This window comes from Ruegeria lacuscaerulensis, from assembly GCF_013031245.1.
Classification (GTDB): domain Bacteria; phylum Pseudomonadota; class Alphaproteobacteria; order Rhodobacterales; family Rhodobacteraceae; genus Ruegeria; species Ruegeria lacuscaerulensis_C.
This window is the reverse complement of the sequence record NZ_WPZL01000009.1, coordinates 38,113-52,674: the sequence shown is the minus strand read 5'-3', so window position 1 is coordinate 52,674 and position 14,562 is coordinate 38,113. Positions and strand designations below refer to the sequence as shown.

12 protein-coding genes are annotated in these 14,562 nt (G+C 57.7%); 6 read left to right on the top strand and 6 right to left on the bottom strand.

From position 1 onward, the window contains the following. Nucleotides 1-114 precede the first annotated feature (114 nt). On the top strand, nt 115-1,353 hold the full coding sequence (locus GOX66_RS12895) for an MFS transporter (RefSeq protein ID WP_170763149.1): 1,239 nt from the start codon (nt 115-117) through the stop codon (nt 1,351-1,353). A gap of 19 nt (nt 1,354-1,372) precedes the next feature. On the opposite strand, the gene GOX66_RS12890 is transcribed toward GOX66_RS12895, so the two are convergent. The 6 genes from GOX66_RS12890 to GOX66_RS12865 all read right to left on the bottom strand — a co-directional run bounded on the left by GOX66_RS12890 (nt 1,373) and on the right by GOX66_RS12865 (nt 8,628). Next, entirely contained in the window at nt 1,373-3,409 is a 2,037-nt protein-coding gene (locus tag GOX66_RS12890) for a bifunctional aldolase/short-chain dehydrogenase (RefSeq protein WP_170763148.1), read from the bottom strand. 125 nt (nt 3,410-3,534) lie between these two features. Continuing rightward, complete coding sequence (mtnA, locus tag GOX66_RS12885) at nt 3,535-4,629, bottom strand: S-methyl-5-thioribose-1-phosphate isomerase (protein ID WP_170763147.1); 1,095 nt, start codon at nt 4,627-4,629, stop codon at nt 3,535-3,537. A 204-nt stretch (nt 4,630-4,833) separates the two neighbouring features. Beyond that, nucleotides 4,834-5,292, bottom strand: a complete 459-nt coding sequence (locus GOX66_RS12880) for a YaiI/YqxD family protein (protein ID WP_170763146.1) — start codon at nt 5,290-5,292, stop codon at nt 4,834-4,836. Next, on the bottom strand, nt 5,289-6,758 hold the full coding sequence (gene sthA, locus GOX66_RS12875) for a Si-specific NAD(P)(+) transhydrogenase (RefSeq protein ID WP_170763145.1): 1,470 nt from the start codon (nt 6,756-6,758) through the stop codon (nt 5,289-5,291). The genes GOX66_RS12880 and sthA overlap by 4 nt, the downstream gene beginning before the upstream one ends. A 3-nt stretch (nt 6,759-6,761) precedes the next feature. After that, entirely contained in the window at nt 6,762-7,595 is an 834-nt protein-coding gene (fghA, locus tag GOX66_RS12870) for an S-formylglutathione hydrolase (protein ID WP_170763144.1), read from the bottom strand. A 103-nt stretch (nt 7,596-7,698) separates the two neighbouring features. After that, a complete protein-coding gene (locus GOX66_RS12865) occupies nt 7,699-8,628 on the bottom strand; it encodes an AEC family transporter (RefSeq protein WP_170763237.1) in 930 nt (309 codons plus the stop codon). A 204-nt stretch (nt 8,629-8,832) separates the two neighbouring features. Here GOX66_RS12865 and GOX66_RS12860 point away from each other — a divergent pair, with 204 nt between their 5' ends. The 5 genes from GOX66_RS12860 (at nt 8,833) to GOX66_RS12840 (ending at nt 14,562) form a co-directional block, all read left to right on the top strand. Continuing rightward, a complete protein-coding gene (locus GOX66_RS12860; protein ID WP_170763143.1) occupies nt 8,833-9,450 on the top strand; it encodes a TetR/AcrR family transcriptional regulator in 618 nt (205 codons plus the stop codon). Nucleotides 9,451-9,908: 458 nt separating this feature from the next. Then, on the top strand, nt 9,909-11,492 hold the full coding sequence (locus GOX66_RS12855) for an ABC transporter substrate-binding protein (protein WP_170763142.1): 1,584 nt from the start codon (nt 9,909-9,911) through the stop codon (nt 11,490-11,492). Between the two features lie 66 nt (nt 11,493-11,558). Further along, complete coding sequence (locus GOX66_RS12850) at nt 11,559-12,653, top strand: M24 family metallopeptidase (RefSeq protein ID WP_170763141.1); 1,095 nt, start codon at nt 11,559-11,561, stop codon at nt 12,651-12,653. Next, nucleotides 12,653-13,660 carry an ABC transporter permease subunit gene (locus tag GOX66_RS12845; protein WP_170763140.1) on the top strand — a complete coding sequence of 336 codons (1,008 nt, stop codon included), beginning with the start codon at nt 12,653-12,655 and terminating at the stop codon, nt 13,658-13,660. The genes GOX66_RS12850 and GOX66_RS12845 overlap by 1 nt, the downstream gene beginning before the upstream one ends. Continuing rightward, on the top strand, nt 13,660-14,562 hold the full coding sequence (locus tag GOX66_RS12840) for an ABC transporter permease subunit (protein ID WP_170763139.1): 903 nt from the start codon (nt 13,660-13,662) through the stop codon (nt 14,560-14,562). The genes GOX66_RS12845 and GOX66_RS12840 overlap by 1 nt, the downstream gene beginning before the upstream one ends.

The window sequence follows — 14,562 nt, the reverse complement described above, 5'->3', positions numbered from 1 at the left end:
GAAAAGCAGCCATTTCGGCGACGCATCAATTTTGCTTATCAGCGACCGCAAAACTCCTGAATTGACGCGCGGGGCCAAAGGGCTAACGTCTGCCACTCAACGTCTGAGGTCACGATGCCCCAATACACTCGCCTGCTGAACCCGATCCTGATTGTCGGCTGTGTCATCATCACGGTCAGCTTTGCTGTGCGGGCATCATTCGGCGTGTTCCAGATTCCAATCGCAGATGAATTCGGCTGGCTGCGGACCGATTTCTCAATGGCGATAGCGGTCCAGAATCTGGCCTGGGGGATCGGTCAGCCCATTTTTGGCGCCATCGCCGAGAAAGTGGGCGACCGGCGTGCAATTGTTCTGGGTGCTCTGACCTATGCCGCCGGTATGGTGCTGTCGGCGTGGTCGGTGACACCATTCGAGCATCAGATGTACGCCTGGCTTGTGGGCTTTGGTATCGCCGGAACGGGGTTCGGCGTGGTTCTGGCCGTGGTCGGGCGTGCATCGTCGGATGAAAACCGCTCAATGTCGCTGGCCATCGTGACCGCTGCGGGCAGTTTTGGGCAAGTCCTTGGTGCTCCGACGGCCGAATGGATGCTGAGTTTCCTGCCCTGGCAGCAGGTGTTCATTGTTTTCGCAGCCGCGATTCTTGCTCTGGTGTTGGTGTTGCCCTTCATGCGTGCACCCCAACCGGTCAGTAAAGCCGACCTCGAAGAGAGCATGGCGCAGATTCTGGGGAAAGCCCTCCGCGATCCCTCTTACGCGCTGATCTTTCTGGGTTTTTTCAGCTGCGGCTACCAGTTGGGCTTCATCACCGCCCACTTCCCAGCCTTCGTGACTGAAATGTGCGGTCCCATACAGCCGGGCGGAGTACTGCATTCTGTCGGGATAACAACAACGTCCGCACTAGGCGCCGTTTCTATTTCTCTGATCGGCATGGCGAATATTGGGGGTACACTTCTGGCTGGCTGGGCAGGGAACCACTTTCCCAAGAAATACTTGCTGGCCACCGTCTACACGGCACGTACGCTAGCTGCGGCTGCGTTCATCGTGTTCCCGATCACCCCGCTTTCTGTCATCGTCTTCTCTCTGGTGATGGGTTCGCTCTGGTTGGCCACGGTACCGTTGACCTCGGGCCTGGTCGCGCATCTTTACGGGCTGCGCTACATGGGCACGCTGTATGGCATCATCTTCTTCAGCCATCAGGTGGGCAGCTTTCTGGGCGTCTGGCTGGGCGGGCGCATGTATGACCAATATGGCGACTACACCTTGGTCTGGTGGATTGGTGTCGCCATCGGAGCCTTCAGCGCCGTCGTCCACCTGCCAATCCGTGAGAACCGCCCGGTAGCAGTGGCGGCTTGAACCAACCGCCACTATTCCTTCAGCGCAGTTCTGCCTCGGTATTTCCACCGTCAACGGTCACGACATGGCCCGTTGTCCGCTCCATCTGCGCCAGAGCTACAAAAGCATCTGCGACATGAACCGCCTCGACCTCGCGCCCCAGCAAGTTACCTGCCATATATGTTTCGGTCGTGACACCGCGCGCGTTGGCACGTTCTTTGATAAAGCCCGCGGTCAGCAATCCGGATCGAATCCGGTCGGCATTTACCCCATTGACCCGAATTCCAAGCTCGGCAAGTTCGAGCGTGAGTTGCCGCATAAGGAACATCGTCGCGGCCTTTGGTGTGCCATATGCCCCCATGTTCCGGCCCGGATTGATTGCCTGCTTGGAGATGTTGAACAAAATCTGACCCCCGCGCCCCTGCAATTCCATCACACGCGCTGCGCTCAGGGCAAAGGATTTATGGGCGAAGAAGTTCAACTCGAACGCGTCGCGAAATGCCTGATCGTCAAGGTCCAGCAATGCGCCGCCTGTGGCTGACCCTGCATTGCTGACAAGAATATCGAGGCCGCCGAACCGTTGAATGGCCGCATGAATTGCGGCGTCAGCGGCACCATCCTCGGTGATGTCGCAGGCATGGGTTCCGTGCCAGCGTCCCAAGGAATGACCAGCCTCAGCCAGCGCTGTTTCATCCCGGTCCACCAGCAGCACATTGGCCCCGTTTCGCGCAAACGCCTTTGCCGTTGCCAAACCGATCGCGCCAGCGCCACCCGTGATCATAACGACCTTGCCTTGAAACGGTGGCGGTGTGTTCTTGCCCAGTTTGGCTTGCTCCAGCGACCAGTATTCGCAATCGAACTGATCTTTTTCGCCCAGTGGGTAAAAGCCGCCCGCATCTTCGCCAATTGCGCGCACTCTCAGGTTTTGCTCGGCCAGATCCGCGGCGACTGATGCAGCCTTTGCGTTCGCGCCCATGCCGATGACACCGATCCCTTCAATCCAGGCATGTTTCGGGTCCGTCGAAAGAATTTTCTTCGGCTCGTCCGCCTGTGCAGACTGTCGATCAAAATAGGCGCGATAGGTCCGGGCAAATTCCTCAACCTTTTCCTTCAATCGTGCCGGACCACCGGCCAGATCATCCGTGCGCAGCACAAGTGGACACCCTTTGGTGCGCAAAACATGGTCAGGCGAGGCCATTCCGCGCAGCGAAAGCGCGTCGATATCCGCCCGGCTGAAAAACTCCATCACGTCCGGCCCATTTCGCAGGTCGAATACGGGCATCGGATCGTCGCGACCCGCTGAAATGTTTGCAATGGCTCCGCGCAAAGCCGGTAGAATTTCCAGTTTGTCCGCCGGTTTGCGGACGCCGATGGCAGTCAGTTCATTCATGCCAAAGTAAGCAGCAACTTCATTGGTATGCGCCACGATCCGATCATAGCTTTCCTGAGCGGTTTCCCCGAATGTGAAATGCCCGTGCTGCAACAGCAACAACCCTTCAACACCCGGGTTTTCCTCGAACACTTCGGCGGCTTTCTTCGCCAGTCCGAACCCCGGCATGATATAGGGAACGATGCCTAGACGGTCGCCAAAGATCTCACGGCAGATTTCGGTGGCGTTGGGCAGGTTGGCCAGCACCAGAAACGGCGTGGCGTGGGTGTGATCTACATATTTATGAGGCAGGAAGGCGTGCAACAGGGTTTCAACCGATGGGTTGGGCGAGCCCGAATCCAACAGGTTCGCACGCTGGACGTTCACCATGTCGAAATCGGAAAGGCGGTCCAGGTTGCGCAGCTTCATCAGGGGATCGAGCCAGACACCGGGAAGCCCCGGCGCCTCAATCGTGTCCAGATCCCAGCCCGATCCTTTCACATGAAGGACACGCTGCAAGTTTCCGAACAGATCGGGTCGCCGGAGTTTGACAGACGTGTTACCGCCCCCGTGCATCAGCAGGTCGGGGTTCTGGCCGATCAGGCGTGAGGTATAGACGCGTTCGCCCAGTTCCTGATCCGCAGGGTCCGTGCCCGCATTCTTGCGCCATGAATTGGCCTCGTCGGCCTTGTACAAGTTCTCAATCATTGCTTTTCCCAGCCAAATTCATTGCCGCCCGTTTACAGTCCTTACTGCGCAGTTGCTATCGGCCAAACCGGATACCGCTTCTGTCACGATTGGCCGCACCTTCCGTAATGCCCGTAAACAATCTGTTAATCTGCCCGCTCCGGGAACAGCGCGGCCAGTCCCTCGGGCGATGCGTCACAGACGCCGCGTTCAGTGATCAGGCCGGTCACCAGACGGTTGGGGGTGACGTCAAAAGCCGGATTGCCGCCTTCGGTTCCATCGGGCGTGACACGCACGTCTTCGACAGAACCCTGATCGCCAACGCCCATGACATGTGTCACCTCGCGCTGATCGCGTTCTTCAATCGGGATTTCAGCCACGCCATCGCGGACTGTCCAGTCAACTGTGGGCGAGGGCAGGGCAACATAAAATGGAATGCCATTGTCGTGGGCCGCAAGCGCTTTCAGATAGGTGCCGATCTTGTTGCAGACGTCCCCTTGCGCTGTGGTTCTGTCCGTGCCGGTGATCACCGCGTCGACCAACCCGTGCTGCATCAGGTGCCCGCCAGCATTGTCGACGATATAACGGTGGGGGATGCCGTTCTCACCCAGTTCCCACGACGTCAACGCGCCCTGATTGCGCGGCCGTGTCTCATCGACCCAGACCTGAACCGGAATGCCTGCCTCATGCGCGTGGTACATGGGGCTGGTGGCCGTTCCCCAATCCACCGTCGCCAGCCATCCCGCGTTGCAATGGGTCAGCAGGCGCACCGGTTCGCCCTTCGGCTTTCGGGCAGCGATGTCCTTGATTAGTTCCAGCCCATGCCGCCCAATCGATGCGTTGATCTCGACGTCTTCGTCCGCGATTTCCTGAGCTAGTGCCCACGAGTGATCCGCTCGGTCACTGGCGGCAAGGGGCATCAGCGCGTCGCGACATCTGTCTAACGCCCAGCGAAGGTTGATTGCTGTTGGCCGCGTAGCGTTCAAAACCTTGTAAGCGGCATCAAACGAGGCTTCAGAACTGTCGCGCGACATCTGTTCGGCAATCCCGAACGCGGCTGTTGCACCAATCAAAGGCGCGCCCCGGACCCACATATCACGGATCGCCGCCGCAAACTCCTCCAGGGATTTTAAGGTCACGACCCTAAACTCATGCGGCAACCACCGCTGATCGATTATCCTAACTTCTCCGGCAGATTTGTCCCACCAGATCGACCTGTAATGATTGCCATTTACTTTCAAAATGCCGCCTCCTTTTTCAAATGCGCGTTTTTGACCATATCAATGTCGGTGCTAGCATGGCGTCCAATAGCCAACCTTCCGGATGTGTAAATGTCAATTGTTCCAGAAACACGCATTCCTTCGCACATGAGTGTCTGGGGTGCCGTTGCATTTCGCAAGCGAAAGCTGCGGGTAACTCGGTGATGTGACGTTTTGGCCTTGTGTTTAAGCCTGGCGAAGCGCAGCCCGTATTTCGCGCTCCAAGCCGTCCAGAAACCGGGACCGATCCGTCTTGCCAAAGGGTTTGCCACCGCCGCCCGAGCCCAGAGGATTGGCCGCGCGCAAATCAGCCATCAGGTCGCGCATCGCCAGTTGTTGGCCGATATTGGCGGCTGTGAACACCTCGCCATTGGGACGCAGAACTCTCGCGCCGGCTTCGACGCATTTCGCGGCCAAGGGGATGTCGGACGTCACGACCACATCCCCTGTGCCACAGCGTGTGGCGATCCATTTGTCGGCCTCATCCGCACCCTCCGCCACGATGACAACCTGCACCAGAGGGTTTGCTGATGGCCGCAGCCCGCCGTTGGACACCAGCGCCATCGGGACCTTGTGCCGGGTCGCCACACGTTCGGCTTCGGCTTTCACCGGGCAGGCATCACCATCAACATAAAGGGTCGTCACGCCTTCTTGGCCTCTTTTTTGACGGGTTCCTTAACGAGTTCGGGGGATTTCTTACGCACCTTGAATTCTTCCGGAATAGGCATCCGGTTGAATGCGTCCAGACCGGCGATCTTGTAGGCTTCGGCCAACGTCGGATAGTTGAACGTGTTCTGCACGAAGTAATCCACGGTACCTTTCAGGTTCAGTACCGCCTGCGCGATGTGAATCAGCTCGGTTGCACCTTCGCCCACGATCTGCACGCCCAGCACCCGACGGGTTTTAAGCGAGAACAGCATCTTCAGCATGCCGTGCTCCAGCCCCATGATGTGTCCGCGCGAGGTTTCGCGGAAGCGCGCCACGCCCACCTCATAGGGAATGCCACGCTCCTGCAGTTCTTCCTCGGACATGCCGCAAGTGGAAATTTCCGGCACGGAATAGATACCATAAGGATACCATGGACTTTCCGGAAGTGTCGGAGTTTCCAACGCATGGCACGCCGCCACGCGCCCCTGTTGCAACGAAGTCGACGCCAGCGAGGGATGCCCGATCACGTCGCCGGTGGCATAGATGTGCGAGACTGCTGTCTGATATGTCTTCCGATCAACTTCGATCCGGTTGCGGTGATCGGTTTTCAGCCCTACCGCATCCAGATTCAGTGCCGACGTCGCCCCCATACGTCCAGCCGCGAACAGAAGCATCTCGGCGCGCACATGGCGCCCGTTATCCAGTGTCAATTCTACGTGGCCGCCCGCATCTTCGATCTTTTCAACCGCGGACCCTAAACGCAGATCCACCCCATTCTCACGGATCTGATGCGTGAAATCGTGGATCAACCGGCTGTCAATGAAATCCAGGAACGTGTCGCGTGGCTCGATCAGCGTGACGCGAACATCCAGTGCTGAGAACATGGTGGCGTATTCGACGCCGATCACCCCTGCGCCGATCACCACCAGCGAACGGGGGATTTCGGCCATTTCCAAAAATTCGTCCCCGTCCACCACGGTCTTGCCGTTGAATGGTACATAGTCCGGTCGATAGGTTTTCGTCCCCGTGGCGATCAGGAACTTGGCTGCTGTCAGCCGCGTTTTTTCACCGGCATCCGTGGCAACTTCCACCTCATGCGGGCCTACGAATTTCGCGAGCCCGTTTAGAGTTTCCACATGATTACGGTTGAACTGGTGCTCCAGAACATCGACCTCATGATCGAGCGTCATATGCAAACGCGCCTTGAGGTCTTCGGCACGTATCTGATCCTTGACGCGGTACGAGCGTCCATAAAAGCTGCGCTCGCGCCAGCCGGACAGGTTCAGTACCGTCTCGCGCAGAGTTTTGGACGGGATAGTGCCGGTATGGACTGACACCCCGCCCAGCCGATCCTTGCGGTCGATCACTAGCACGCGCCGTTTCAGCTTACCCGCTTGAATCGCTGCCGAGCGTCCCGAGGGGCCAGACCCGATGATGATCAGGTCGTAATCGTACTTGCTCATGCCTCAGTCTCCGTACAGCGCTTCGGCGTGGAATGTGATGTGATCTTCCATGAAGGTGGATACAAAGAAGTATGAATGATCATAGCCGGGGTGCAGTCTGAAAGTCGCCTGCTGGCGACGTTCGGCGATCGCATGTGCCAAGGCTTCAGGGCGCAGCAGTTCGATGAACTGGTCGTTTGCCCCGGTGTCGATCAGGATCGGTCCGTCAAAGCCTTTTGCCTTCATCAGCATCGAAGCGTCATGTTTTACCCACGCCGCCTCGTCCTCGCCCAGATAGGCGCCAAGTTGCTTGCGGCCCCAATCGGCGACGGTCGGGTTCGAGATCGGTGCAAAGGCCGAGACTGACCGGAACCGCCCCGGCAGATTCATCGCCAGCGTCAGGGCACCGTGACCGCCCATGGAATGACCGGTGATCGCCTGACGGTCACCGTCAATGGCGAAGTTCTCGACTAGCAGCGCCGGCAGTTCCTCGGCCACGTAATCCCACATGTTGAAATGCGGTGCCCAGGGTGCTTGAGTTGCATTCACATAGAACCCGGCGCCCTGGCCCAGATCATAATCTTCGTGATCGGCCACGCCTTCACCACGCGGCGAGGTGTCCGGAAACACGACGGCAATACCCTGTTCCGCTGCCCAGGCCTGTGCCCCGGCTTTGGTCATCGCGTTTTCGTGGGTGCAGGTCAGGCCAGACAGATACCACAGAACCGGGACCGGTCCGTCCCTGGCTTCGGCGGGCAGAAACAGGCCAAAAGTCATATCGCATTTACACGTGGCCGAAGCATGGCGGTATACGCCCTGTACGCCGCCAAAACATGTATTTTCTGACAGGGTTTCCATCAGGCATCATCCTTCATTTTTGGTTGTGCTATGGCTAACGGTCCCGGGCTCTGACGTAAAGTCCACCCGCCCTGTCCGAGTGCTTTTTTCGAAAAGGTGAAGATCAGGAAGTTGCCACCAAAGCAATGACCAGCGGCACTGTCAGAGTGCTGGCGACCGTGGACAACAGGATCGCCGCCGAGGCCCGGTGCGGGGCCACACCGTAGTGGGCTGCCAGCATGTACACATTGCCCGCCACCGGTAACGCGGCCGCGGCGATGGCGACCGAGGCTGGAAATGCCGCAACCGGGATCAGCCAGATCAGAACCACTGCAACGCAAACAGGATGGATGACCAGTTTACAGAAGCTTAGCCACGCAGCGACCTGAACGCGCTCGGCGGATTTGCTTGCAAGCGAAGCCCCGATGGCAAACAGCGCTCCGGGCGTGGCCGCCCCGCCTAAAATCGTTAGAAAGTCGTTGAGCGGGACCGGAACCGGAATTTGAATTGCCGACCACAGCAATCCCGCCGAAATCGAAACGATCATGGGATTTTTCAGCAAGCCCATTCCGATAAGGCGGAAAGTGGCGGGGGTCAGCCGCCCGTCCCGCCCGCCGTTGATCAGGATCACGATCAGCGATGAAAACACTACAAGATCGACTGTCAGGACCAACATTACCGGCCCGATGGCCGCTTCGGAAAACAACAGGGCCAGCATTGGCAGGCCAAGAAAGCCGACATTGCCGATGGCGGCACATTGCGCCTCGACCGCAGCGGTGGGGATGTCGAGGCCGCGCATCCTGGCGACAAGGCTGGCCAGTACATATACGGTCAGAGTTCCCAAAAGATATCCCAGAACCAGTCGGCCATCAAAAATCTGGGCAAAAGGCAGGGTGGCGGCAAATCGAAACAGCATTGCCGACAGCGCAAAGTAAAATACGAATTTGGTCAGGTAGGCCGTCGCCTCTTCTGAAAAGAACCGGCTGCGACCCGCCCAATACCCCAGGCCGATGATCGCGAAAAACGGAAGCGTGCGCAGAAAGATATCGGCCATGGCCAGAGTGTTAGCACGGATTGGAGACGCAACAAGCCCCATGTTGACACCCGGTATAATTGCCTGCCCACAAGAGTTCGACACCGCGTCCTGACAATTTATGGGCAGAAAATTATGCCTCCGCGGGCACAGGAGCTCTGCGAATCGTTGTATCTGAACCGAACGGTTTATAAATTCGCAGCAACTGGTACCCAAGGAGATCTCATGACCCAGACTGCCGCCATCTTGCGAACGGGCCGAAAATTCGATCAGGTATTGAACGGCGCCCGGGAAGTTTTCATGGCGGACGGGTTTGAAGGTGCCAGTGTCGATGACATCGCGCGCGCGGCGGGTGTGTCCAAGGCAACGCTCTACAGTTACTTCCCGGACAAACGGCTATTGTTCATGGAGGTCGCTCAGACCGAGTGCAAGAGGATGGCTGAAAACATCATCGCGATGATCGATGACTCCAAGCCTGCACGCGAAGTGCTGACGATTACGGCAACTCAGCTGACCAGTTTTTTGGTTTCGGAATTCGCTCAGCAGGTTTTTCGGATCTGTGTCGCGGAACGGGACAGGTTCCCCGAATTGGGCAAAGCATTTTACGAGGCTGGGCCGCAAAATGGTCAGCGCCAGATGGCAGAGTATCTTGAGAAAGCCGTAGAAAAAGGCGAGTTGGCCATAGAAGACGTGCACATCGCGGCCGAGCAATTCTCGGAATTGTGCAAGGTGCGTATCTGGACACGCGCCGCCTTTGGTATCCAATCCAGTTTCACGCAGACGGAAATAGATCGTATCGCGCTTCAGGCCGTAGACATGTTCATGGCCCGCTACGGGGTTTGAACACCAAAGGTCTTTTGGCTCCAGCGAATAACGTGGCGACCAGGAGGTCGCGTAGAAAAGAGAATGCCGCGCGTTCACGAGTGTTCGGGACAAAATTCAACGGCATACCGGATACCAGTTAAAGCGCCGCAGCCTCTTGCGGCGACCCACTTGGCCCGCGCCTCGACAATCAACGTATGATCGGTTCCACAATCCGGATCATGACGCGTTCAGCCCCTTCATCTGTGTGGATAACTACCATTATCCCCTTGCCGACATGTACTAAAAGACCGAACGTAATGGCGTATCCATCCTGCAAGCCGACCTTTCGGGGCTAACCCGGGAAGTCAGTTGACAATGGATTTTGTATTTTGGATACATTGGGCAGAGATTTCGCGGCGGTGAGTGTCGCCAGAGATTGCTCTGGCCAAAATGAGCAACGCGAATGTCTGGATAAAAAATATTTCTGGGAGAAACTCATGAAACTGAAATTAATGGCCGCAACTGCTGCGATTGCCTTGTCGGCTGCCGCGGCACAGGCAAATACGCTGGTCTATTGCTCCGAGGGTTCGCCCGAAGGATTCGACCCGGCGCTGTTCACGGCGGGCACGACTTTTGATGCGTCCTCGCACCCGATCTACAACCGCCTTCTTGAGTTCGAAACCGGCACAACCAACGTCATTCCCGGTCTGGCGGAAAGCGTCGAGGCCAGCGATGACGGGTTGGAATACACTTTCAAACTGCGTCAGGGCGTCAAGTTCCATTCCAACGATGAATTCACACCGACACGCGACTTTAACGCCGATGACGTGATCTTCTCGTTCATGCGCCAGAAGGATGACAGCCACCCATATAATCAGGTGTCTGGCGGAACCTGGGAATACTTCAAGGGCATGGGTATGCCCGATCTGGTCGAGTCCATCGAAAAAATCGACGACTATACGGTCAAATTCACTCTGACCAAACCCGAAGCCCCGTTTGTCGCGAACATGGCGATGGATTTCGCCTCGATCCTGTCCGCAGAATACGCGGATGCGATGATGGAAGCAGGTACGCCTGAAAAGCTGAACACCGCGCCCATCGGCACCGGGCCGTTCTCGTTCGTGGCGTACCAGAAAGACGCGGTTATCCGCTATGCGGCCAATGGTGAATATTGGAAAGATCCGGCCAAGGTGGAGAACCTGATCTTCGCTATCACTCCGGACGCGTCGGTTCGCTATCAAAAGCTGAAGGCGGGCGAATGCCACATCATGCCATATCCGAACCCCGCCGATATTCAGGCGATGAAGGATGACGCCGACATCAATATGATGGAGCAAGAGGGCCTGAACGTCGGTTATCTGGCTTACAACACCACCATGGCGCCGTTCGATAACCCGAAAGTGCGCAAGGCACTGAACATGGCGATCGACAAGCAAGCGATCATCGATGTCGTATTCCAGGGCTCGGGCCAAGCGGCCAAAAACCCAATCCCGCCGACCATGTGGGGTTACAACGACGCCATCGAAGATGATGCCTATGATCCCGAAGCAGCAAAAGCGCTGCTCGAGGCCGAAGGTATTTCCGACCTGTCGATGAAGATCTGGGCGATGCCCGTTCAGCGTCCGTACAACCCCAATGCGCGTCGTATGGCGGAACTGCTTCAGGAAGATTTCGCCAAGGTTGGCGTGAACGTTGAAATCGTGTCCTACGAATGGGGCGAATACCTGTCGCGTTCGAAAGACCTGAACCGCGATGGTGCCGTTCTGCTGGGCTGGACCGGTGATAACGGTGATCCGGATAACTTCCTGGCGGTACTGCTGGGCTGTGACGGCCGCGAAGCATCAAACCGCGCACAATGGTGCAACGAAGAATTCGAGGACCTGATCCTGAAGGCCAAACAGACCACAGATCAGGCCGAGCGCACCAAGCTGTACGAAGAGGCTCAGGTCGTCTTCAAAGATCAGGCACCCTGGGCAACCATTGCGCACTCGGTCGTGTTTATGCCGATGAGCAACAAGGTCGACGGTTACAAGGTTCACCCGCTTGGCGGCCACATCTTTTATGATGTGAGCGTCGAATAAAACACCACTCACGGGCCGGAGCCGCCAATCGGTGGCTCCGGCTTCTTTTTTTGGAGGTCGGCCGGAATGCCGGATTTGTCCGAATACCATCAACTGGCAAAGGACATGTCAGTAGATGCCGTGGCGCTGGTGCCCGGCCCGAATTTCACCCGCGCATTGGGAAAACCATTCATGAGCCACGAGCGACCTTTTGTGGTCGTGATCCCGGCCGAAGGGGCTCCTGCCGCGATTGTACCCAATCTGGAGTTGGGATCATGGGCGCTGGTCGGATTTGAGGGCGCCGTTTTCGATTGGCGCGATCAGACAGGCTATGATGACGCGTTCGCCGCGCTTGCAAAGCAAATGCCCCTGGCTTCGCTTGCCGTCGAAGGGCAGGTGATGCGGGTCTTTGTCTCCAAAGCCTTAACCCACGCGTTGCCTGATTTGCGGATTGTGGACGGCGAGCGTGAAATTTCCGGTCTGCGTATTGTTAAAACCGATGAAGACATCACTGCACTTCAAGCGGCGATTGATATCTCGGAACGCGCCCTTGAGCGTGTCATTGCAGAAGTGCGCGTAGGCCAGACTGAGAAACAAATCGAACAAGCTCTGATACAAGCGTTGTTTGCCGAAGGGGCCGCCTCGCTGGCCTTTTCACCGATTGTTGCTGCCGGAGATAACTCGGCGCGACCGCACGGCAAGGCGCGGGCGGATTATCGGATCAAACCGGGCGACGCGCTGCTGTTTGACTTCGGCGCGCGCAAAAAGGGGTTTGCCGCCGATATCACCCGAACATTCTTTGTCGAAGAAGTTTCAGACGAGGGCAGGGCGGTCTACGACACGGTATTGCGCGCCAATCAAGTCGGGTTTGAAGTATGTCGACCCGGAGTAACCGCGCACGACATCGACGACGCAGTGATCAGCGTGCTCGAAGCGTCGCCCTATGGCGACCGTATCCGCACCAAGACGGGACACGGGTTGGGACGCGATGTACACGAAGCACCCTATATCATGCGCGGAAATGACCAAAAAATCCTTCCCGGCATGGTCTGGACCAATGAACCGGGCCTTTATGATCTGGACAATTTCGGCGTACGCATAGAAGATGACGTTCTCGTCACTGCGGATGGCTGCCGGTCTCTGACCAGCTTTCCCAAAGATCTCACAATCATAGGTCGCTAATGTTTGGCTACTTACTCACACGCCTCGGCATGTTCATTCCGACATTTCTGGGCGTGACGCTGATTTCCTTCATGTTCATCCGGGTTCTGCCGGGCGATCCCATCATCGTCATGGCCGGTGAACGCGGCATGACCGAGGAGCGCTATCAGGAAATGGTTGAAAAACTGGGCTTCGACAAACCGGTGCTGCAGCAATACTGGGACTACCTCGTCGGGGTGATGCATGGTGATCTGGGCGAAAGCTTTGTCACCAAGAAGCCGGTCTGGGATGAGTTCTTTGCGCTGTTCCCTGCCACGTTGGAGCTGTCCCTCTGCGCGATGATCTTTGCCGTGGCCCTGGGCCTGCCCGCAGGCGTGATCGCGGCGGTGAACCGGGGCAAGTTCTTTGACCGGGCGCTTATGTCATCCGCGCTCGTCGGGTACTCCATGCCGATCTTCTGGTGGGCGCTGCTGCTGATCATCGTGTTCTCGGGCAATCTGGGCTGGACACCAGTGTCTGGTCGAATTGACCTGCTGTACTATTTCCCAAGCGTTACCGGCTTTATGTTGATCGACAGCCTGCTGTCGGGACAACCGGGGGCGTTCGGGTCAGCCGTACGGCACCTGATCCTGCCAACGATTGTTCTGGGCACTATTCCATTGGCCGTGATCGCTCGCCAGACCCGCTCAGCGATGCTGGAAGTTCTGGGTGAAGACTACATCCGCACGGCCCGCGCCAAGGGCCTCGCGCCCGCGCGAATCAACGGCCTGCACGCTCTCCGCAATGCGCTGATCCCGGTTATAACTGTGATCGGCCTGTCGGTTGGCACCTTGCTGGCGGGCGCGATCCTGACCGAAACGATCTTTAGCTGGCCGGGCATTGGCAAGTGGATGGTCGACAGCATTTTCCGCCGCGATTACCCGGTTGTGCAGGGCGGACTGCTGATGATCGCGGTGATCGTGATGCTGGTCAACCTGCTGGTCGATGTCCTTTACGGCATCATCAACCCCAAAATCCGGAGGCGGTGATGGCCGAGCTTTCCGCAACCCCACCCAAAACCGAGGACCGCCCCAGCGCCCTGCGTGAGTTCTGGTTCTATTTCAGTGAAAACCGCGGTGCCGTAATCGGTCTGTGGGTCTTTTCGGCTTTTGTATTCTGCGCAGCTTTTGCACCATTGCTGGCCCCCTATGACCCGACTGAACAGTTCCGCAACCACATCCTGCAACCCCCTGCGTGGCAGGAGGGTGGCAGCTGGGCCTTTCCGCTCGGCACCGATCCGCTGGGCCGGGATATGCTGTCGCGACTTATCATGGGGTCACGCTATTCCTTCTTCGTTGGCATTGTTGTGGTCTGCGTCGCCGTGTCTGGCGGCGTGATCATCGGGCTCTTGTCCGGCTTTGCGCCCAAATGGGTCGACACGCTGATCATGCGCGTAATGGACATCATTCTGGCCTTCCCGTCGCTGCTGTTGGCGCTGGTTCTGGTTGCCATCCTCGGCCCGTCGCTGACCAACGCGATGATCGCTATCGCCATCGTGTTCCAACCGCACTACGTGCGCCTGACCCGCGCCTCGGTTCTCTCGGAACGGCAGAAAGACTATGTGACCTCAGCTCGGGTGGCCGGTGCAGGCAAGGCGCGGTTGATGTTCATCACCGTGTTGCCGAACTGTCTGGCACCGATCATCGTCCAGGCTGCTCTGTCCTTTTCGACCGCCATTCTGGACGCTGCCGCCCTTGGTTTTTTGGGCATGGGCGCGCAGCCGCCCACACCGGAATGGGGTACCATGCTGGCCGAAGCGCGCGAGTTCATTCTGCGCGCATGGTGGGTGGTGACGTTCCCGGGCCTGGCCATCCTGGTCACGGTGCTTGCCATCAATCTGATGGGCGACGGTCTGCGCGATGCGCTGGACCCGAAACTGAAGCGGAGCTGA